This window comes from Nonomuraea sp. NPDC050663 (assembly GCF_044456985.1).
In the GTDB taxonomy this organism is placed as follows: Bacteria; Actinomycetota; Actinomycetes; order Streptosporangiales; family Streptosporangiaceae; genus Nonomuraea.
This window is the reverse complement of the sequence record NZ_JBITGL010000019.1, coordinates 85,479-105,681: the sequence shown is the minus strand read 5'-3', so window position 1 is coordinate 105,681 and position 20,203 is coordinate 85,479. Positions and strand designations below refer to the sequence as shown.

The 20,203-nt window shown below is 69.2% G+C and carries 19 protein-coding genes and 1 tRNA gene; 14 read left to right on the top strand and 6 right to left on the bottom strand.

What is annotated here, in order from left to right:
- The first annotated feature begins 41 nt into the window (after positions 1 to 41).
- The gene (locus tag ACIBH1_RS40390; RefSeq protein WP_397319347.1) at positions 42 to 1,838 is read left to right on the top strand and encodes an ABC-F family ATP-binding cassette domain-containing protein; all 1,797 of its coding nucleotides are present in this window, start codon (positions 42 to 44) and stop codon (positions 1,836 to 1,838) included.
- A 19-nt stretch (positions 1,839 to 1,857) separates the two neighbouring features.
- Here ACIBH1_RS40390 and ACIBH1_RS40385 read toward each other — a convergent pair whose 3' ends face one another.
- Complete coding sequence (locus ACIBH1_RS40385; protein ID WP_181614272.1) at positions 1,858 to 2,349, bottom strand: MarR family winged helix-turn-helix transcriptional regulator; 492 nt, start codon at positions 2,347 to 2,349, stop codon at positions 1,858 to 1,860.
- A gap of 55 nt (positions 2,350 to 2,404) precedes the next feature.
- Here ACIBH1_RS40385 and ACIBH1_RS40380 point away from each other — a divergent pair, with 55 nt between their 5' ends.
- Genes ACIBH1_RS40380 through ACIBH1_RS40370 form a run of 3 tightly spaced genes read left to right on the top strand, consistent with a single transcriptional unit; the run spans position 2,405 to position 5,029 of the window.
- Positions 2,405 to 3,178: a trans-aconitate 2-methyltransferase gene (locus ACIBH1_RS40380; protein WP_397319346.1), complete on the top strand. Its 774-nt coding sequence runs from the start codon at positions 2,405 to 2,407 to the stop codon at positions 3,176 to 3,178.
- Positions 3,175 to 3,522 (top strand): glyoxalase, encoded by a 348-nt coding sequence (locus ACIBH1_RS40375; protein WP_397319345.1) that lies wholly within the window; start codon positions 3,175 to 3,177, stop codon positions 3,520 to 3,522. The genes ACIBH1_RS40380 and ACIBH1_RS40375 overlap by 4 nt, the downstream gene beginning before the upstream one ends.
- Positions 3,523 to 3,574: 52 nt before the next feature.
- Positions 3,575 to 5,029: a CHAD domain-containing protein gene (locus tag ACIBH1_RS40370; RefSeq protein WP_397319344.1), complete on the top strand. Its 1,455-nt coding sequence runs from the start codon at positions 3,575 to 3,577 to the stop codon at positions 5,027 to 5,029.
- Here the strand turns inward: ACIBH1_RS40370 and ACIBH1_RS40365 are convergent.
- From ACIBH1_RS40365 to ACIBH1_RS40350, 4 genes are read right to left on the bottom strand one after another with little or no spacing between them, the layout of a single operon-like run.
- Complete coding sequence (locus ACIBH1_RS40365; protein WP_397319343.1) at positions 5,026 to 5,832, bottom strand: NUDIX domain-containing protein; 807 nt, start codon at positions 5,830 to 5,832, stop codon at positions 5,026 to 5,028. The two genes, ACIBH1_RS40370 and ACIBH1_RS40365, sit on opposite strands and share 4 nt — an antisense overlap.
- Positions 5,822 to 7,882, bottom strand: a complete 2,061-nt coding sequence (locus ACIBH1_RS40360) for an RNA degradosome polyphosphate kinase (RefSeq protein ID WP_397319342.1) — start codon at positions 7,880 to 7,882, stop codon at positions 5,822 to 5,824. Before ACIBH1_RS40360 ends, ACIBH1_RS40365 begins: the two co-directional genes overlap by 11 nt.
- A gap of 54 nt (positions 7,883 to 7,936) precedes the next feature.
- Positions 7,937 to 8,890: a TetR family transcriptional regulator gene (locus ACIBH1_RS40355; protein ID WP_397319341.1), complete on the bottom strand. Its 954-nt coding sequence runs from the start codon at positions 8,888 to 8,890 to the stop codon at positions 7,937 to 7,939.
- A 59-nt stretch (positions 8,891 to 8,949) separates the two neighbouring features.
- The gene (locus tag ACIBH1_RS40350) at positions 8,950 to 9,891 is read right to left on the bottom strand and encodes an acyl-CoA desaturase (protein WP_397319340.1); all 942 of its coding nucleotides are present in this window, start codon (positions 9,889 to 9,891) and stop codon (positions 8,950 to 8,952) included.
- A 267-nt stretch (positions 9,892 to 10,158) separates the two neighbouring features.
- Between ACIBH1_RS40350 and ACIBH1_RS40345 the strand changes: the two genes are divergently transcribed.
- The 10 genes from ACIBH1_RS40345 to ACIBH1_RS40300 all read left to right on the top strand — a co-directional run bounded on the left by ACIBH1_RS40345 (position 10,159) and on the right by ACIBH1_RS40300 (position 19,762).
- Positions 10,159 to 10,231 (top strand) — tRNA-Gln (locus ACIBH1_RS40345).
- A 164-nt stretch (positions 10,232 to 10,395) separates the two neighbouring features.
- A complete protein-coding gene (gene glmU / locus ACIBH1_RS40340; protein WP_397319339.1) occupies positions 10,396 to 11,853 on the top strand; it encodes a bifunctional UDP-N-acetylglucosamine diphosphorylase/glucosamine-1-phosphate N-acetyltransferase GlmU in 1,458 nt (485 codons plus the stop codon).
- A 4-nt stretch (positions 11,854 to 11,857) separates the two neighbouring features.
- Positions 11,858 to 12,835, top strand: coding sequence for a ribose-phosphate diphosphokinase (locus tag ACIBH1_RS40335; RefSeq protein ID WP_397319338.1), 978 nt, complete (start codon positions 11,858 to 11,860; stop codon positions 12,833 to 12,835).
- Between the two features lie 140 nt (positions 12,836 to 12,975).
- Positions 12,976 to 13,605: a 50S ribosomal protein L25/general stress protein Ctc gene (locus ACIBH1_RS40330; protein WP_397319337.1), complete on the top strand. Its 630-nt coding sequence runs from the start codon at positions 12,976 to 12,978 to the stop codon at positions 13,603 to 13,605.
- A 60-nt stretch (positions 13,606 to 13,665) separates the two neighbouring features.
- Complete coding sequence (gene pth, locus ACIBH1_RS40325; RefSeq protein WP_397319336.1) at positions 13,666 to 14,250, top strand: aminoacyl-tRNA hydrolase; 585 nt, start codon at positions 13,666 to 13,668, stop codon at positions 14,248 to 14,250.
- Positions 14,251 to 14,362: 112 nt separating this feature from the next.
- The gene (locus ACIBH1_RS40320; protein ID WP_397319434.1) at positions 14,363 to 15,802 is read left to right on the top strand and encodes a sugar transferase; all 1,440 of its coding nucleotides are present in this window, start codon (positions 14,363 to 14,365) and stop codon (positions 15,800 to 15,802) included.
- Positions 15,802 to 16,566 (top strand): 3'(2'),5'-bisphosphate nucleotidase CysQ, encoded by a 765-nt coding sequence (locus ACIBH1_RS40315; RefSeq protein ID WP_397319335.1) that lies wholly within the window; start codon positions 15,802 to 15,804, stop codon positions 16,564 to 16,566. Before ACIBH1_RS40320 ends, ACIBH1_RS40315 begins: the two co-directional genes overlap by 1 nt.
- Positions 16,567 to 16,576: 10 nt before the next feature.
- Positions 16,577 to 17,494 carry a sulfate adenylyltransferase subunit CysD gene (cysD, locus tag ACIBH1_RS40310; RefSeq protein ID WP_181614284.1) on the top strand — a complete coding sequence of 306 codons (918 nt, stop codon included), beginning with the start codon at positions 16,577 to 16,579 and terminating at the stop codon, positions 17,492 to 17,494.
- A 2-nt stretch (positions 17,495 to 17,496) separates the two neighbouring features.
- On the top strand, positions 17,497 to 18,762 hold the full coding sequence (cysN, locus tag ACIBH1_RS40305) for a sulfate adenylyltransferase subunit CysN (RefSeq protein WP_397319334.1): 1,266 nt from the start codon (positions 17,497 to 17,499) through the stop codon (positions 18,760 to 18,762).
- Positions 18,763 to 18,838: 76 nt separating this feature from the next.
- On the top strand, positions 18,839 to 19,762 hold the full coding sequence (locus ACIBH1_RS40300) for a phosphotransferase (protein ID WP_397319333.1): 924 nt from the start codon (positions 18,839 to 18,841) through the stop codon (positions 19,760 to 19,762).
- 17 nt (positions 19,763 to 19,779) lie between these two features.
- Here the strand turns inward: ACIBH1_RS40300 and ACIBH1_RS40295 are convergent, their stop codons facing one another.
- Positions 19,780 to 20,199 carry an HIT family protein gene (locus ACIBH1_RS40295; RefSeq protein WP_397319332.1) on the bottom strand — a complete coding sequence of 140 codons (420 nt, stop codon included), beginning with the start codon at positions 20,197 to 20,199 and terminating at the stop codon, positions 19,780 to 19,782.
- Positions 20,200 to 20,203: the final 4 nt, after the last annotated feature.

Here is a 20,203-nt window from a genome sequence, read left to right as displayed (position 1 = left end):
CGTACGGCACAAGCGGACGGCGCGGATACGCTAGTGCTGCGATGAATCTGGTCAATCTCGAATCGGTCTCCCAGGCCTTCGGCCCCAAGCCCTTGCTCAGCGACGTCTCCCTCGGCATCGAGGCGGGCGATCGCATCGGCGTCGTGGGCCGCAACGGCGACGGCAAGTCCACGCTCATCTCGGTCATCGCGGGCACGCTCAAACCCGACGGCGGCCGGGTCACGCACACCCGCGGCGTCCGCATCGGCCTGCTCGCCCAGCGCGACGACTTCGATCCGGCGAAAGCCGTACGAGAGATCGTGCTCGGCGACAAGGCCGAGCACGAGTGGGCCGGAGACCAGCAGATCAGGGAGATCCTCACGAACCTGATCGGCGACCTCGACCTCGAGGCCAAGGCGGCCGAGTTGTCGGGTGGCGAGCGGCGGCGCGCGGCGCTGGCCAAGCTCCTCATCGAGGACCACGAGCTGATCATGCTCGACGAGCCGACGAACCATCTCGACATCGAGGCGATCGCGTGGCTGGCGCGGCACCTGTCGGCGCGTAAGAGCGCGTTGCTGGTCGTCACGCACGACCGGTGGTTCCTCGACGCGGTCTCGACGCGGACGTGGGAGGTCGTCGACGGCCGGGTCGAGCGCTACGAAGGCGGCTATGCCGCGTTCGTCCTGGCCAAGGCCGAGCGGGCGCGCATCGCGCAGGCGGCCGAGGAGCGCCGGCAGAACCTCATGCGCAAGGAGATCGCGTGGCTTCGGCGCGGCCCGCCCGCCCGCACCTCCAAGCCCAAGTTCCGCATCGAGGCCGCGCAGGCGCTCATCGCCGACGAGCCTCCGGTGCGTGACACGGTCGAGCTGCTGAAGTTCGCCTCGGCGCGGCTCGGCAGGACCGTCTACGACCTCGAAGACCTCACGCTGCACGCCGGCGGCCCCGGCGAGGGCCCGCTGGTGCTCGACCGCTCGACCTGGCAGTTCGGCCCCGGCGACCGCATCGGGCTGATCGGCGTCAACGGCTCGGGCAAGTCGAGCGTGCTGCGGCTGCTGGCCGAGCAGGTCAAGCCCGACTCGGGCCGGCTGGTCAAGGGCAAGACGGTACGGCTGGCGTACCTGTCGCAGGAGCTGGCCGAGCTCGACCCGAAGCGGCGCGTGCTGGAGACGGTCGAGGAGATCCGCAAGTACATCCAGGTCGGCAAGAAGGAGTGGAGCGCCTCCCAGCTGCTGGAGCGCCTCGGCTTCAAGGGCGAGGCGCAGTGGAAGGTCGTCGGCGACCTGTCCGGCGGCGAGCGGCGGCGGCTGCAGCTCCTGCGGCTGATCATGGACGAGCCGAACGTCCTGCTGCTCGACGAGCCGACCAACGACCTCGACATCGAGACGCTCAACGAGCTCGAAGACCTGCTCGACGGCTGGCCCGGCACGCTCGTGCTGGTCTCGCACGACCGCTACTTCCTGGAGCGCGTCACGGACCGGTGCGTGGCGCTGCTCGGTGACGGGCGGTTGTCGATGCTGCCGGGCGGCGTCGACGAGTATCTGGAGCGGCGGGCGTCGGGCGGCGCGGTGACCGCGCGGGTGTCGTCGGCGGTGAAGGCTCCCGTCGAGGCGGCCGCTCCGGTGGCCGACCCGGGCAAGTCGGCCAAGGAGGAGCGGGAGCTGCGCAAGGAGCTCAACCGGCTGGAGCGCCAGCTCGACAAGCTGGGGCAGCAGGAGGCCAGACTTCATGCTGCCATGGCTGACGCGGCCAGCGATTTCGGGCGGCTCGGTGAGCTCGACGCGCAGTTGCGCGAGGTGCTCGGCCAGAAGGACACGGTCGAGGGTGAGTGGCTGGAGGTCGCCGAGCGCCTCGGGGAGTAGCCGGGGTCAGGCCGTCGGTTCAGCTGTCGAAGGGCGCCAGCAGGGTGCGCAGGAGGCCGGCGAGCGCGCGCTGGTCGTCGGCGCCCAGCCCGGCCAGCAGGTCGTGCTCACGCCTGAGCAGGCCGGCGAAGGCCGCGTCGACCCGGTCGAGCCCTTCGGAGGTGAGGGAGACGAGCACGCCGCGCCGGTCCTCGGGGTCGGGGCGGCGGCGCACCAGCCCGGCCTGGGCGAGGCGGTCGATGCGGTTGGTCATGGTGCCGGAGGTGACCAGGGTCGCCCGCAGCAGCGCGCCGGGCGACAGTTCGTACGGCTTGCCCGCGCGGCGCAGCGCGGTGAGCACGTCGAACTCCCACGGTTCGAGGGCGTGCTCGGCGAAGGCGGCCCGGCGGGCGCGGTCGAGGTGCTTGGCCAGCCGCGAGACGCGGCTGAGCACCTGGAGCGGCTCGACGTCCAGATCGGGGCGTTCCTGTCGCCAGGCGGCGACCAGCCGATCGACCTCATCGGTGTTCATGGGAGAAGTCTACTGTCTTGACATCGAGATATCTCTCTCGATATCAATTATCTTCATGTCAAGAGATATCTGGGACCCGGCCGTCTACGCACGGTACACCGACGAACGATCACGCCCGTTCTTCGAGCTCACCGCGAGGATCGGGGCGCAGGGCCCGGCGACGGTGGTGGACGCGGGGTGCGGCAGCGGTGAGCTGACCGCCGCCCTCAAGCAGCGCTGGCCGGAAGCGGACGTGCGCGGCTTCGACTCCTCGCAGAAGATGATCGACCAGGCGCGCGAGCACCGCGGCGTGAGCTTCGAGGTCGCCGACGCCGCGACCTGGGCACCCGTCGGACCTGTCGACGTGCTGGTCTCCAACGCGCTGCTCCAGTGGGTGCCCACCCACCGCGAGGTCCTGACGCGCTGGGCCGACGCCCTCGCGCCGGAGGGCTGGCTGGCCTTCCAGGTGCCGGGCAACTTCGACGCGCCCAGCCACGTGATCATCCGGGAGCTCTGCCAGAGCCCCGAATGGCGGGACAAGGTGGGAGACGTGCCACGGGCCAAGCCCGTCGACGATCCCGAGGGCTACGTGGATCTGCTGGCCGCCCGGTTCACGCGGGTCGACGCGTGGGAGACCACCTACGTGCACCTGCTGCAGGGCGAGGACGCCGTGCTCCGGTGGACCTCGGGCACCGCCCTTCGCCCGATCTTCGACCGCCTCGACCAGGACGAGCGCGAGCGCGAGCGCTTCACCGCCCAGCTGGCCGTACGGCTCGGCGAGGCCTACCCGCGCCGGCCGTACGGCACGGCGTTCCCGTTCAGAAGGATCTTCGTCGTGGGGCAGAAATGATCACAGCGATCCACCACGTCCAGCTCGCCGCGCCCAAGGGCAGCGAGCCCTTGCTCAGGGAGTTCTACGAGGGCGTGCTCGGGCTCACGGAGGTGCCCAAGCCGCCGGAACTGGCCAAGCGCGGCGGCGCGTGGTTCAGGGGGCCGGGGGTAGAGGTGCACCTGGGCATCGAGGAGGATTTCCGTCCCGCGGGGAAGGCTCATCCGGGCTTCCTCGTCGACAATCTCGACGAACTCGCGAAAAAGCTTCCCGACGCTATACCAGACCACCTTTTCCCCGGATTTCGGCGAATTTACGTGAAAGATCCGGTGGGCAACAGGATCGAGCTCCTGCAGGCCGTGTGATGTTCACCTTGCGATGGCATCATGGTCCGAAATCGGCCATCTAGGGGGTCTAGTGGGCATTGAGATTGAGGACAAGTTCGACGTTCCACCCGACTACGAAGTACCGGATCTGGGCGCGACGATCGGTCCCAAGAGCTACCAACTCGTCGCCCTCTACTACGACACCGCCGATCTGCGGCTGGCCAGGAGAGGGGTGACGCTCCGCAGGAGACGCGGAGGCTCCGACCCCGGCTGGCACCTGAAACTGCCCAAGGCCAAGGGCGCGCGGCAGGAGATCACCCACCCGCTGACCCGCAGCATCAAGGTCGTCCCGACGGAGCTGTCCGAGCTGGTGCTCGCCTTCACGCGCGGCGCCGACCTGCAGATCGTCGCCGAGCTCGACACCAGGCGCACGGTCGTCCGGCTCGGCAACGACCTGGAGGTCGCCGACGACCGCGTCAAGGGCACCGTGATGGGCGAGGAGCCCAGGGTCGTGCGGTGGCGCGAGGTCGAGGCCGAACTCCTCGACGGCGACCGCAAGCTGCTGGCCAAGGTCGGCAAGAAGCTCATGAAGGCCGGCGCGACGCCCGCCGGAGCGGCCAGCAAGCTGGCCCGCCTGCTCGAACCCCCGCCCCTGGACCGCGCCGCCACCGAGGCGGGCAGCGCGGGCGCGGTGGTGGTCGACTACCTGGCCGGGCACGTGGCGGCCCTGCTCTCGCAGGACCCGAGAGTACGGCGGGCCGAAGACGACGCCGTGCACCAGATGCGCGTCGCCTCCCGGCGCATGCGCAGCGCGCTCAAGGCGTTCAAGTCGGTCATCACGGACACCGACGAGCTGCAGGAAGAGCTGAAGTGGCTCGGCACCGTGCTCGGCGAGGCCCGCGATCTGGAGGTCATCCGCGCCCGCTTCGACGGCCACCTGCGCAGCCTCGCGCCCGAACTGGTCACCGGACCGATCCAGACCCGCCTCGGCGAGGACCTGCACAAACGCGAGCAGGAGGCCTACGAGCGCATCCGCGAGGCCCTCCGCGGAGAGCGCTACTTCGCCCTTCTCGACGCCCTCGACCGGATGGTCACCGCGCCGAAGCTGACCGGCAGGGCGGGCAAGGCCGCCCAGCAGCAGCTCACCGCGGCCGCGGCGAAGAACTGGAACCGCGTCACCAGGGCCTACGACACCGCCCAGGCGATCGACGACCCCGAGCGCCGCGAGATCGCCATGCACGACGTGCGCAAGGCCGCCAAGCGTGCCCGCTACACCGCGGAGGCGCTCCGGCCCGCGCTCGGCAAGGACATGGGCAGGCTGGCCAAGCACGCGGAAGCCGTACAGGAGGTCCTCGGCAAGCACCAGGACGGCGTCGTCGCGCAGGAGACCCTGGCCAAGGAGGCCGAGACCGCGCGGCAGGCGGGTGAGGACACCTTCACCTACGGCCTGCTGATCGGGATCGAGCGCAACACGGCCGAGCGTGCGCACGCCGACTTCCCCGCCGTCTGGGCCAGGACGGTCGAAGCGGTCGGCAAGCTGCTCTAACGGGTCAGGTGGTACTCCTCGGCGACCACGCGGTCGCCGAGGCGGTGCCGGACGACGAAGGCGCCCTTGTCGAGGTGGCGCGGGGCGAGCGCGGGGAGCACCTTGCCGTGCGAGCAGACCACCGCGGGCACGCGGATCCCGTCGACCAGGTCGACGGTCTTGTCGGGATCCCACTGCTCCTCGCTGAGCAGGGGCTCCAGGCCCGGCATGCCGTACGGCTCCAGCGTCTGGACGCAGCGCAGGCTCGGCGAGCTGAGCAGCAGCCGGGGCTGGTAGGCGGGCAGGATCTTGGCCAGGATCCTGGCCTGGACCAGGCCGTGGGCGTCGAGCGGGCGCAGCAAGTCGGGCCCTCGCCAGGCGTCACGCTCGCCCGCCGTGCCGTGCCGTACGAGCACGAGAGGGACGGTGTCGAGCGGGCGCAGGCGGCCGAGCAGCGCCGCGTCGAACGGGAAGGTCAGGCGCTCCCTGGCGGCGCCGGGCTCCAGCCAGACGAGCTCATCCACCTCGTCGTTCGGGGTGAAATGGCCGGACACCAGGCGTGCCGTCCAGTAGTTCACCCGTTTCGGGCGGCCGTTATGCGCGTAGTAGTGAGTCGGCAGCCGCCGGCCCAGCGTGACCGTGAAGCCGGTCTCCTCCCTGACCTCGCGCAGCGCCGTCACGATGTCGTGCTCGCGCGGCTTGGCCTTGCCCTTGGGGAAGGTCCAGTCGTCGTAGCGCGGCCGGTGCACGACGGCGATCTCGGGAGCGTCCGGGGAGCCGCGCCAGACCACGGCTCCCGAAGCCCTGATGGGCTCAGCCGTCAACGGTCCTCCATCGCCTGGTGCCGATCAGGTGGCTCTGCAGGTCGGTGCCCTGGTGCCGGGTCCACGTGCCGTCGGCGTTTAGCCACCACGAGCTGGTGGTCTCGGCCATGGCCAGGTCCATGAGCTCGATCAGGTACGCCCTGTGCTGCTGGCCGGTCACCTTGACCAGCGCCTCCACGCGCCGGTCGAGGTTGCGGCGCATGAGGTCCGCGCTGCCGATCCACACTTCGGGACGCCTGCCGAGGCCGAACTCGTAGATGCGGGAGTGCTCCAGGAAACGGCCCAGGATGCTCCTGACCCGGATGTTCTCCGAAAGATCGGGGATCCCGGGGCGTAGCGTGCAGATGCCGCGCACCCAGACGTCCACCGGGACACCCGCGCGGGAAGCCCGGTAGAGGGCGTCGATCATCTCCTCGTCGACCAGCGAGTTCGTCTTGATCCGGATCCGCGCCGGACGACCCGCCTGCTGGTGGGCGATCTCCCGCTCGATGCGCGCCAGCAGCCCGCCGCGCAGGGAGTGCGGGGCGACCAGCAGGCGCCGGTAGGCCGAGTGGTTGGAGTAGCCGGTCAGGTGGATGAACAGGTCCGTGACGTCCTCGCCGACCAGCGGATCGGAGGTCAGCAGGCCGAAGTCCTCGTACTGCCTGGCGGTCTTGGGGTTGTAGTTGCCCGTGCCGATGTGGCAGTAGCGCATCAGCTCGCCGTTCGGCTCCTGCCGTACGACAAGCGAGAGCTTGCAGTGCGTCTTGAGGCCCACGACGCCGTAGACCACGTGGCAGCCGGCCTTCTCCAGCTTGCGCGCCCACTCGATGTTGGCGTGCTCGTCGAAGCGCGCCTTGATCTCCACGACCACCACGACCTGCTTGCCCGCCTCGGCCGCGTTGATCAGCGCGTCGACGATGGGGGAGTCGCCGCTGGTCCGGTAGAGCGTCTGCTTGATCGCCAGCACGCCCGGGTCCTCGGCCGCCGACTCGATGAAGCGCTGCACGCTGGTCGCGAACGAGTCGTACGGGTGCTGGACCAGCAGGTCGCGCTCGCGCAGCACGGCGAAGATGTCGTCCTCGGCGTGTACGGCCTCCGCGGGCACGAACGGGCGGTAGCTCAGCTCCGCGCGATCCAGGTCGGCGATCGCGTGCAGGCCGCTCAGGTCGAGCGGGCCCCGGATGCGGTAGATCTCGTGCGGGGCGACGTCGAGCTCCTGGACCAGGAGCTTGAGCACCTCCGGGGTGATCGTGTCCTCGACCTCCAGCCGCACCGGCGGGCCGAACCTCCGCCTGAGCAGCTCCTTCTCCAGGGCCTGCATGAGGTTCTCCGTGACGTCCTCGTCGACGTCGAGGTCCTCGTTGCGGGTCACGCGGAAGACGTGGTGCTGGACGATCTCCATGCCCTTGAAGAGCTGGCCCAGATGGGCGGCGATCACATCCTCGAGCGGGACGAACCGGTCCTTGGAGGCGGCCACGAACCTCGGCAGCTGCGACGGGACCTTGACCCGGGCGAAGACCGTGTGATCGGTCGCCGGGTTGCGCACGACGACGGCGAGGTTGAGCGACAGTCCGGAAATATAGGGAAAGGGGTGGGCGGGGTCCACGGCCAGAGGCGTCAGAACCGGACGGATCCGCTCCCTGAACAGCTTGCGCAGCTCCGTGCGCTCCTCGCGGCCCAGGTCCTCCCAGCGGGCGATCTCGATGCCCTCCGCGGCCAGTTGCGGGCAGATGCGCTCGTGGAAGGCCTCCGCGTGCCTCCTGGCCAGCCGGTCGGCGATCGTGCCGATGCGCGCCAGCTCCTCGCGCGGCTTCAGTCCGCTCTTGGTCCGCAACAACAGGCCCGTCGCCATGCGGCGTTTGAGACCTGCCACCCGCACTCGGAAGAACTCGTCCAGATTGCTGGCGAAGATCGCCAGGAAACGCACTCGCTCGAGAAGGGGAAGCGAGGGATCCTCAGCAAGCTCCAGCACCCGTTCGTTGAACTGCAGCCAGCTCTCCTCACGGTTGAGGAAGCGCTCCTGAGGCAGGGGCAGGTCGTTTCCAGAGTGCAGCAGTTCGGCGGACATATTGGTTAATATGCCCAACTAGGTTGAACAATGCGTTAACTTCCGCTCAACGGCTTACTCTGTCTGTTCCGTTTCTGCCGATTCGATGGCAAGGGGCAGGATCCGCTCCACAATGATCTTCTCGCGATCCTTCTCCGCCAGCCGCGCCGCGCGCTCGGCAAGCCGCGCCTCGCGCTGCCGGAGTTTCTCCGCCCGGTCGGCCGCCTTCTCCGCCTCACGCAGATTGCGCTCGCGTTCCTTCAGATCGCGCTCGCGGGCCTTGTCCGCCTCCCGCTGCTCGCGGATGCGGACCTTCTCGACCTCGCGACGCTCCTTCTCGCTCAGCTCGCGCGGCTCGTCGTCATCGTCGAGATCGACCGGCTTGGGCGCCATCGGACGCGGCGTGTGATTGCGGGTCGCCGCCGTGATCTGCGGGCTGGGGTTGAGCCCCGTCAAGCCGTTCCAGGCCAGGTTCACCAGATGCGCCGCGACCTCCTCGCGGCTGGGCTTGCGCACATCGAGCCACCACTGGCCGGTCAGCGCCACCATGCCCACCAGCATCTGGGCGTACATCGGCGCCAGATGCGGATCGTAGCCCCGGCTGTGGAACTCGTCGGCCAGGACGTCCTCGACCTGGCTGGCGATCTCACTGATCAGACTGGCGAACGTGCCGGTGCCGGAGGCGGCGTGCGAATCGCGCACCAGGATCTGGAAACCCTCGCTGCTCTCCTCGATGTATCGCAGCAGCGCCAAGGCCGCGCGCTCCAGCTTGATCAGCGAGTGCGACGCGGCCAGTGCTTCCGTGATCATCCCGAGCAGCTTCTGCATCTCGCGGTCGACCACCACCGCGTAGAGGCCTTCCTTGCCGCCGAAGTGCTCGTAGACCACCGGCTTGGACACCTGAGCGTGGGCCGCGACCTCCTCGATGGAGGTCGCGTCGAACCCCTTCTCGGCGAAGAGCGCGCGGCTGATGCGGATCAGCTGCTCGCGGCGCTCTCGGCCGGTCATACGCTTTCGGGGAACGGTCACAGACTCCATCATGTCGGGTCACGGCCGGATCGGCCGAATCAGGCCTCCCGCCCGTCCGCTCAGGCGGCCACGCGCTTGGCGGCCAGCCGCTCGGGGTTCGGCCAGCGCACGTCGTGGGCCCAGCCCAGCTTCTCGAAGATGCGGATCGTGCCCGCCGACAGGTCGATCTGACCCTTCAGCGCACCGTGACGGGCGCACGTCGGCTCGGCGTGGTGCAGGTTGTGCCACGACTCGCCGAACGACGGGATGGCCAGGATCCACACGTTGCGCGACTTGTCACGCGACTCGAACTCCTCGTCGCCGAACACGTGGCAGATGGAGTTGATGGACCAGGTCACGTGGTGCAGCAGGCCGATGCGGATCAGCGTGGCCCAGAAGAACGCGGTGAACGCGCCCCACCACGACATGGTGATCAGACCGCCCAGGATGGCCGGGGCGAACAGCGAGAAGGCGGCGAGCGGGATGAAGGCCTTGTGCATCTTCACGATGTCCGGGTCCTTCAGCAGGTCCGGAGCGTACTTCTCGCGGTTGGCCCGCTCGGCCTCGAACAGCCAGCCCATGTGGGCGTACAGCAGGCCCTTGGTGACGGCCCCGAAGGTGGTGCCGAAGCGCCACGGCGAGTGCGGGTCGCCCTCCTTGTCGGAGAACTTGTGGTGCTTGCGGTGCACCGCCACCCAGTCGAGCACGGACATCTCCAGGCTCAGGCTGCCGGCGACACCGAGCGCGATCTTCAGGCCGCGCTTGGCCTTGAAGCTGCCGTGGGTGAAGTAGCGGTGGAAGCCCACCGTGACGCCGAGGCCGGAGATGACGTAGAAGACGAAGCCGATGATGACGTCGGTCCAGGTCAGGCCCCAACCCCAGGCGAAGGGCACGGCCACCGCGAGCGCGATGAGCGGGAGTCCGACCACTAGACCGAAGATGGCAAGCTCGGTCTTGGAGCGGCGGGACGGATCGTGTTCGGGCTTGGGGGTCGGTGCCGGTCGGTCGACGGCGATGGTCATGGGCTACCTCTCACGACACAGATGGGGAAGTATGTCCGAGCTACGCAACCGTAACTTACGCCATCGTAGGTAAGGAACGGCTAAGACGCGAATGTGGGGAAGATGACGTTCTCTGCTGCCCTCTGATGTGGGTTCCATGCCTTGCCTATTTTCGGTCTGTCTGTTAAAGGCCGCGGCGGAGCAGGGGTGATCAGCGAAATATGGGAGTCGGCGGCCGGTGTCCGGGGTCGGTAAGCTTGACCCCTGGAGCCTCGGGGCTCCGGGCGATCCGGCGTAGAGTAATTGGCAACTCACCAGATTTTGGTTCTGGGTATTCCAGGTTCGAATCCTGGCGCCGGAGCTGGGCAAGTTCGGGTTCGAGTCCCTCCGCTGACCCGCGGCGGGACGGGCCAGGTATCCTCAGCGTGTCGGGAGGGTAGCGGTGCGGTAGCCGTCGCAACAACGAGCAACACGGCAGCCGTACCCCAACACCCTGAACCGCCCAGCCACAGGGAGCCTCAATCCGTGAGTGTGCCGCGCCCTAACCCGGTAAGCCCGGCCGCAGTCGTCGTCCTCGCCGCGGGCGAGGGCACCAGGATGAAGAGCCAGACCCCGAAGGTGCTCCACGAGGTCTGCGGTCGCACGCTGGTGGACCATATGCTCGCCGCCGCTCGTGAGCTCGAGCCTGAGCGGCTGATCGTGGTCATCGGCCACGCGCGCGAGCGCGTCGGAGACCATCTCAAGAACACCGGCCCCGACGCGCGGGCGGTGGTGCAGCGTGAGCAGAAGGGCACCGGGCACGCCGTGCGCACGGTGCTGGAGGAGACGGGCACGATCGCGGGCACGGTGCTGGTCACCTACGGCGACACGCCGCTGCTGCGCGCCGACACGCTGCGCGAGCTGCTCGTACGGCACGCGGAGGAGGGCAACGCGGTGACCGTGTTGTCCGCCGAGGTGCCCAAGCCGACGGGCTACGGCCGGATCGTCCGCGACGCGAACAACAGCGTGCTGGAGATCGTCGAGGAGAAGGACGCCTCCGACGAGCAGCGCGCCATCCGCGAGATCAACTCCGGCGTCTACGCCTTCGACGGGCTGCTGCTGGCCGACGCGGTCAAGCGCGTGTCGACCGACAACGCGCAGGGTGAGGAGTATCTCACCGACGTGTTGTCGATCCTGCGCGAGGAGGGCCATCGGGTGGGCGCCTGGATCGCGGGCGACTACGTCGAGGTCGAGGGCGTCAACGACCGGGTGCAGCTGGCGTTCGCCCGCAAGGTGCTGAACCAGCGCATCCTCGAGGCGCACATGCGGGCGGGCGTGACCGTGGTGGATCCGGCCAGCGTGTGGGTCGACGTCCAAGTGGAGCTGCAGCCCGACGTGGTGCTGCATCCGAACACCCAGCTGCACGGCCGTACGATCATCGAGAGCGGCGCCGAGGTGGGCCCGGCGAGCACGCTGACCGACACGCGGGTCGGCGCCGGCGCCGTGGTGCGCAACGCGGTCTGCGACAGCGCGGTGGTCGGCCCCGAGGCGAGCGTCGGGCCGTACGCCTATCTGCGTCCCGGCACGGTGCTGGGGGTCAAGTCGAAGGTCGGCACCTTCGTGGAGACCAAGAACGCCAGGGTGGGCGACCGGGCGAAGGTGCCGCACCTGACCTACGCGGGCGACGCGACGATCGGCGCCGACGCCAACATCGGCGCCTCGACCGTGTTCGTGAACTACGACGGCGTCAACAAGAGCCACACGACGGTGGGCGAGGCCGCCTTCGTGGGCTGTGACACCATGCTCGTCGCACCGGTGACCGTCGGCGACGGCGCTTACACGGCGGCCGGTTCGACGATCACCGACGACGTTCCCCCCGGTGCCATCGGGGTGGCGAGGGCGCGTCAGCGCAACATCGAAAAGTGGGTCTTGCGCAGGCGCGCGGGCACGAAATCGGCCACGGCGGCTCACAAGGCGCTGGCCGACGAGCAAGAGCGGGAGTAAAAGCGTGACGAGCATCAAGCAGCCTGGTGAGAAAGAGCTCATGTTCTTCTCCGGGCGGGCCCACCCGGAGCTGGCCGAGGAGGTGGCCGAGTGTCTGGGCATCTCGCTGACGCCGACCAAGCTCGTCGACTTCGCCAACGGTGAGATCTACGCGCGTTATCTGGAGTCGGTGCGCGGCAGCGACGCCTTCGTGATCCAGTCGCACACCATGCCGATCAACAAGTGGATCATGGAGCAGCTGATCATGGTGGACGCGCTCAAGCGTGCCTCCGCCAAGCGGATCACCGTGGTCATGCCGTTCTTCGGCTACGCGCGGCAGGACAAGAAGGGCCGCGGCCGCGAGCCGATCACGGCCCGGCTGATCGCCGACATCTTCAAGACCGCGGGCGCCGACCGGCTGATGTCGATCGACCTGCACACCTCGCAGATCCAGGGCTTCTTCGACGGCCCGGTCGACCACCTGTTCGCCATGCCGGTCCTGGAGGCCTACCTCAAGGACAAGCTCGACCTGGCCAACACCACGGTCGTCTCGCCCGACACCGGCCGCGTGCGGTTGTCGGAGCGCTGGGCCGACACGCTGGGCACGCCGCTGGCGTTCATCCACAAGCGGCGCGACCTCGACGTGGCCAACTCGGTGAAGGTCAGCGAGGTCGTCGGCAAGGTGCGCGGGCGCACGTGTGTGCTGATCGACGACATGATCGACACCGCGGGCACGATCTGCAAGGCGGCCGACGCGCTGTACGAACAGGGCGCGACCAACGTGATCGTCGCCGCGACCCACGCGGTCTTCTCCGACCCGGCGGTCGACCGGCTGAAGAACTCCCGCATCTCCGAGGTGATCGTCACCAACACGCTGCCGCTGAGCGAGGAGAAGAAGTTCGACAAGCTCACGGTGCTGTCGATCGCGCCGCTGCTCGCGCGGGCGATCAGCGAGGTGTTCAACGACGGCTCGGTCACGAGCCTCTTCGAGGGCGAGGCCTGAGAGAGCCGGGCGTACGGCGGGCGGGCGCGCCTGCCGTACGCAGCAGGTAGGCTTGTGGGGTTGTCCGCGCTCGTAACGCCTTCCGCTAGGGCGGTTGAGGGTGAGCGCGGGATTCCGCAATCGCATCCCTAGGAGATGTCGTGTCCGAAGTCCGCATTGCCGCCGAAGCCCGCACCACCTTCGGCAAGGGCGCCGCTCGCAAGATCCGTCGCTCCGACAAGGTTCCCGCCGTCCTGTACGGCCACGGCATCGACCCCAAGCACCTCACCCTGCCGGGTCACGAGATCCTGCTCGCCCTGCGCACGCCCAACGTCCTGATCCGTCTCGAGGGTGACGGCATCGACGAGATGGCCCTGCCCAAGGGTGTGCAGCGCGACCCGATCAAGGGCTTCGTCGAGCACGTCGACCTGCTCCTGGTCAAGCGCGGCGAGAAGGTCACCGTCGACATCCCCGTCACCACCGTCGGCGACGTCAACTCCGAGGGCCTGCTCGACCAGCAGCTCGTCTCGATCTCGGTCGAGGCCGAGGCCACCCACATCCCGACCGGCATCGAGATCGACGTCGAGGGCCTTGAGGTCGGCACCCAGATCCTGGCCGGCGACCTGAAGCTGCCGCAGGGCACCACCCTGGCCGCCGACCCCGAGGCTCTGGTGCTGCACGTCACCTCGAAGCCGACCGAGGAGCCCGAGGCCGAGGAGGCTGAGGGCGAGACCGCCGAGGCCGGTGAGGGCGAGAGCGCCGAGGCTGCCGAGGGCGACAACGCCGAGTAGTCATCCGTCTGAAACGGGGCAGTCCGCGGGCTGCCCCGTTTTGGCATAAGCGGGGATCTGATGGATCGTTGGTTGATCGTCGGGCTGGGCAATCCCGGTCCGGAGTATGCGGGTAACCGGCACAATGCCGGCTTCATGACGCTCGACGAGCTGGCCGCGCGTGCCGGCGGGCGCTTCAAGGTGCACAGGAGCCGGGCCGAGCTGCTGGAGACGCCCAAGGCGGTGCTCATCAAGCCGCTCACCTACATGAACCTGTCCGGCGGTCCCACCAAGCTGCTGTCCGACTTCTACAAGATCCCGGTGGAGCGCGTCATCGTCGTGCACGACGAGCTCGACGTGCCCTACGGCGCGCTGCGCGCCAAGCTGGGCGGCGGCGACAACGGCCACAACGGGCTCAAGTCGATCACCAAGGTGATGGGGTCACGCGACTACCTGCGGGTGCGGTTCGGCATCGGCCGCCCGCCCGGCCGGATGGACCCGGCCTCGTTCGTGCTGAAGGACTTCGCCACCGCCGAGCGCAAGGACCTGCCGTTCCTTGTCGACCGGTCGGCCGACGTCGTCGAGTCGCTCATGGAGCGCGGCCTGGAGGCGACGCAGAACTCCTTCCACGCCCTCGACCTGAACATTTCCGGCCCTCCTCGCTGATCGCCGCATAGAACCGTTCGCCTGTGCCGGGCAGACCGGGTCGCTACGCTCTGGTGACTATCTGTTGACCCGCGGTCACGTGGAGGCGTGCGTGCACAACGGCGAAGGGCTGATGACCGTCGTCCGATCGGAACCGGTCGTCGCCTGGCGCGCCGATCCTCGCAGGCCGGCCTGGGTGCGCCCGTACCTCCTGCGCGCGTTCGCCTCGGATCTGACCTGCGCCGGGGCCGGGGCGGCCGTCGCCTTCCTGGTGCGCTTCGGCGAGGTGACCTCCTACGCCACGCCGTACATCGTCCTGAGCCTGGCCCTGCCGCTCGCCTGGGTGTGCGCGATCGCGCTGAACCGGGCCTACGAGCCGCGCATGCTGGGCATCGGCTCGGAGGAGTTCCGCCGGGTCGTGCAGTGCGGGCTGGTGCTGATCACCGCGCTGGCCGTCTGCGCCTACGCCACCAAGACCGAGGTCGCGCGTGGTTACGTCGTGGTGGCGCTGCCGCTGACCGTGGTGCTGACCCTGGGCTTCAGGTACGGCCTGCGTCGTGAGCTGCATCGGCGCCGGGCGGCGGGGGAGTGCATGCGGCGGGTCGTCGCGGTGGGGCATGCCGCGGCGATCGCCGAACTGGTGACCCGCTTCCGCACCGAGCGCTACCACGGCATGGAGGTGGTGGCCGCCTGCCTGCCGCGTGACGTTCCTGGCAGGCAGATCGAGAACGTGCCGGTGCTGGGGGCGTTCGCCGACGTGGCCCTGGTGGTGGGGCAGTGCGAGGCCGACACGGTGGCGGTGCTGGCCTGTCCCGAGATGGACGGCGTGGCGCTCAGGCGGCTGGCCTGGCGGCTGGAACGCACGCACACCGAGCTGGTCGTGGCGCCCGCGCTGATGGAGGTCGCGGGGCCGCGCACCACGATCAGGCCCGCCGCGGGGCTGCCGCTGCTCCACGTGGAGCATCCCGAGCTGGCCGGGGCCAGGCAGCTGGTGAAGAACTGCTTCGACCGCGTCGTGGCGCTGGCGATGCTGGTCGTGCTGGCGCCGGTGCTGGTGACGCTGGCGCTTGCCGTACGGCTGACCAGCTCGGGACCCGCGTTGTTCCGTCAGACGCGGGTGGGGCGCGACGGGCGGACGTTCACGATCCTGAAGTTCCGCACGATGTGGCGCGACGCGGAGAACCGGAAGATCGCGCTGACCAGCGACAGCGCCGGCGTGCTGTTCAAGATCCGCAACGATCCGCGGATCACGCCGCTGGGGGCCAGGATGCGCCGCCACTCGATCGACGAGCTGCCGCAGCTGATCAACGTGCTGCTCGGACACATGTCGCTGGTGGGTCCGCGGCCTCCGCTGCCGGAGGAGGTGGCCAGGTACGGCGACGACGTGCGCAGGCGGTTGCTGGTGCGTCCGGGGCTGACCGGGCTGTGGCAGGTGAGCGGGAGATCCGACCTGTCGTGGGAGGAATCCGTGCGGCTGGACCTGCGTTACGTGGAGAACTGGTCCCTCATGCTCGATCTGCAGATCCTATGGAAGACTTGGTCGGCCGTAGCACGCGGGCAAGGAGCCTATTGATGACGATTCGTGACGACCACGATCTGGCCGCCGATCTGGCGACCGCGGCCGGCGAGTCGCTTCTGAAACTCCGCGCCGACCTCGGCTTCGAGCATCCGCCCGCGCTGCGGGCCGAGGGCGACCGCGCGTCGCACGTCTTGCTGATGGAGTCGCTGGCCCGGCTCCGGCCCTCCGACTCCGTGCTGTCGGAGGAGGCCACGCGCGAGGAGCGCGAGAACCCGCGCCGCCAGCAGGCGCAGCGGGTCTGGATCGTCGACCCGCTCGACGGCACGCGCGAGTTCGCCGAGGAGGGACGCGCCGACTGGGCCGTGCACGTCGCGCTCTGGGAGCGCGGCTCGCTGGTGGCGGGCGCCGTGGCGCTGCCCGCGCAGGGACGATGCCTGGGCACGGCCGCGCCCGTGCCGTTGCGGCGGTACGAAGGAGGGCGCTTCCGCATCGCGGTGAGCCGCACCCGACCGCCGGAGTTCGTGCAGAAGCTCGCCTACCTGCTGGGCGCCGACCTGGTGCCGATCGGCTCGGCCGGGGCGAAGATCGCCGCCGTGCTGACCGGCGAGGTCGAGGCTTACGTGCACGCCGGGGGGCAGTACGAATGGGATTCGGCGGCGCCGGTGGCGGTCGCGCAGGCCGCCGGGGCGCACGCGAGCCGAATCGACGGCTCGGAGCTGACCTACAACCAAGTCGACCCGACCCTTCCGGATATCCTTGTTTCCCTACCGGAGCTGGCGCCTTCCCTGCTCGCCGGAATCCGGGACCTGCACCGCTAGAGGAGATCGGATGCTGCAGCAGCGCGACTACACCACGTCGCAACTCGACGTGCTCGAGGCCGAGGCCATTCACATCATGCGCGAGGTCGCGGCGGAGTTCGAGCGCCCGTGTCTGCTCTTCTCGGGCGGCAAGGACTCGATCGTCATGCTGCGCATCGCGGAGAAGGCCTTCTGGCCCGCGCCGATCCCCTTCCCGCTGATGCACATCGACACCGGCCACAACTTCCCCGAAGTGCTGGAGTTCCGCGACCGCCGCAGCGAGGAGCTCGGCGCGCGGCTCGTCGTGGCCCTCGTGCAAGACTCCATCGACGCCGGCCGCGTCGCCGAGGAGACCGGGCGCCGCGCATCGCGCAACCGCCTGCAGACCACGACGCTGCTCGACGCCATCGAGGACAACGAGTTCGACGCCGTCTTCGGCGGCGCGCGCCGCGACGAGGAGAAGGCCCGCGCCAAGGAGCGCGTGTTCTCCTTCCGCGACGAGTTCGGACAGTGGGACCCGAAGAACCAGCGCCCCGAGTTGTGGAACCTCTACAACGCGCGCATCCGCAAGGGCGAGCACATCCGCGTCTTCCCGCTGTCCAACTGGACCGAGCTCGACATCTGGGACTACATCCGGCGCGAGGGCATCGAGATCCCCTCGATCTACTTCGCCCACACCCGGAGCGTGTTCGAGCGCGACGGCATGCTCCTGGCCGACAGCGAGTTCGTCACCCGCGGCGACGACGAGCCGGTTTTCGAGGCCGTGGTCCGCTACCGCACCGTCGGCGACCTGACGATCACCGGAGCCGTCCAGTCGACGGCGGCGACCGTCGAGGCGATCATCGAGGAGATCGCCGCCACCCGGTTGACCGAGCGCGGCGCCACCCGCGCCGACGACCGCTCCTCCGAGGCCGCTATGGAAGACCGCAAGCGTGAGGGTTACTTCTAATCATGGACATTCTTCGTTTCGCCACCGCCGGCTCCGTTGACGACGGAAAGTCCACCCTCATCGGACGCCTGCTCTTCGACTCCAAGGCGATCTTCGAGGACCAGCTCGAAGCCGTCGAGCGCACCTCGCGCGACCGCGGCACGGAGTACACCGACCTGTCGCTGCTCACCGACGGCCTGCGCGCCGAACGCGAGCAGGGCATCACCATCGACGTCGCCTACCGCTACTTCGCCACCCCGCGGCGCAAGTTCATCATCGCCGACACGCCCGGGCACATCCAGTACACCCGCAACATGGTCACCGGCGCCTCCACCGCCGACCTGGCCATCATCCTCATCGACGCCCGCAAGGGCGTGCTGGAGCAGTCGCGCCGCCACGCGTTCCTCACCTCGCTGCTGCGGGTGCCGCACCTCGTGCTGGCCGTCAACAAGATGGACCTCGTCGACTACTCCCAGGAGCGCTTCGAGGAGATCCGCGAGGAGTTCACCTCCTTCGCGTCCAAGCTGAACGTCTCCGACCTGACGTTCATCCCGATCTCCGCGCTGCACGGCGACAACGTCGTGTCCCGCTCGGAGAACACGCCCTGGTACCAGGGATCGTCGCTGCTGCACCACCTCGAGAACGTGCACATCGCCTCCGACCGCAACCTGGTCGACGTGCGCTTCCCCGTGCAGTACGTCATCCGGCCCCAGAAGGCCACCGACCCGGCCTTCCACGACTACCGCGGCTACGCCGGCCAGGTGGCCGGAGGCGTCCTCAAGCCCGGCGACGAGGTCCTGCACCTGCCGTCCGGACTGGCGACCCGGATCGCCTCCATCGACACCTTCGACGGGCCCGTCGAAGAGGCCTTCCCGCCCATGTCGGTGACGCTCCGGCTCGAGGACGACATCGACATCTCGCGGGGCGACATGATCTGCCGGCCCAACAACCAGCCGCAGGCCGCCCAGGAGCTCGAGGCGATGGTGTGCTGGATGACCGACGCGGTGAAGCTCGCCCCGCGGTCGAAGCTGACGATCAAGCACACGACGCGTACGGCACGGGCGCTGGTGCGTGACGTGCACTACCGGCTGGACGTGAACACCCTCCACCGGGACGAGACGGCCACGGCGCTGGGGCTCAACGAGATCGGACGGGTGTCGTTGCGGGTCACGCAGCCGCTGTTCGTGGATGAGTACTCCCGGAATCGGATGACTGGGGGGTTCATTCTGGTGGAGGAGGGGAGCAACACCACCGTGGGCGCGGGCATGATCGTCGACGCCCGGGGGTAGTCGCTCTGCTTCGCCTCCCCGCCCGCGTCCTGCGTGGGCGGGGCCGGTCCTCGCCGTCTGTGGCACAGTTCTGAGCGTGAACCTGGACGAGTTGCCGGAATGGCTGCCCGCTTGGTGTCGTGACCACCTGGGCGGCGCACCCATCGAGGTGCTGTTCCGCTCCCAGCAGGTCTCCACGGTCGTCGGCCTGCGCCTGCAGAGCGAACGGGACGTGGTGGTCAAGGCGCGTGAAGACGGCGGGCGGGCGGCGGCGTGTGTCGCGGTGCAGTCTCGGCTCGCTGAGCGCGGGTTCCCCTGTGCCCGGCCGCTGACGCCGGTGGTCGAGGTCGGGCCGCTGGCCGTGCATGCCGAGGAGTTCCGGCCCGGCGGCGAGGTGCTGCGCGGTGACTCGCCGGGCATTGCCGTACGCTGCGCCGAGGTGTTCGCGCGGCTGATGGCCGAGCTCGCCGGCGTGAAGGTCGCGCCGCCGGTGCCGAATCCGCCCTGGGTGCGCTGGGACGAGCCCGGTCCTGGCCCATGGCCGGCGATCGGCTTCCTCGACGGCCTGGACCAGAGCCTCGTGTCCGAGCACATCGTCGTGGCGGCCGAGCGGGCCAGGGAGCGGCTGCTGGCCCATGACCTGCCCTGCGTGCTCGGGCATGCCGATTTCGAGGCGCAGAACCTGCGCTGGCAGGGCCGGCGGGTGCGGGCGGTGCACGACTGGGACAGCCTGGCGTGGCAGCCCGAGGCGGCGCTGGTGGGAGCGGCGAGCGGATCGTTCGCCAGCGACGGGCCGCCGACACTGGCGCCGATCGAGAGCTCGGAGGCGTTCCTGACGGCGTATCAAGATTTCCGGGGGCGCCCGTTCACGCCCGAGGAGGTGGGGATCGCGTGGGCGGCCGGCGTGTGGATGGCCGCGTACAACGCCCGGGAGATGGCCCTGTGCGGCGGCCCTCCGGCGGGTGGTGACGCGCTGCGGGAGCAGGCGGCCGAGCGTCTCCGCCGGGCGACCGGTGCCTGACCTGTTGGCGGCTCGGCTCAGAGCTGTGCCCGCAGCAGCGCGGCCTGCTCGGCCCGCACCTCGAACGGCACCTCTACCTTGTCCGGGTCCGGCTGCACGAATCCGTCGCCCTCGAAGCGCGGGATCACGTGCACATGGAGATGATGCAGCACCTGACCCGGAATCGTGTTGTTCTGCTGCACGATGCTGCCCACCGCCCCGAAGGCGCGTGGCACGGCCGCCACCACCCGGCTGACCAGCTCGAACACCTCCCCCCGAACCTCCGGCGACGCCCTGTCCAGGCGCGTGACGTGTTCGGTGGGCAGGACCAGGCAGTGCCCGGGGTTACGCGGGCGCTGCGAGGGGACGGGCACGACGTAGGCGCCGGCCGTGCGCCACGCGACCAGTTCGGCGTCGGCGTCGCCGGCCCCGATGAGGCAGAACGGGCAAGCAGTCACCCGT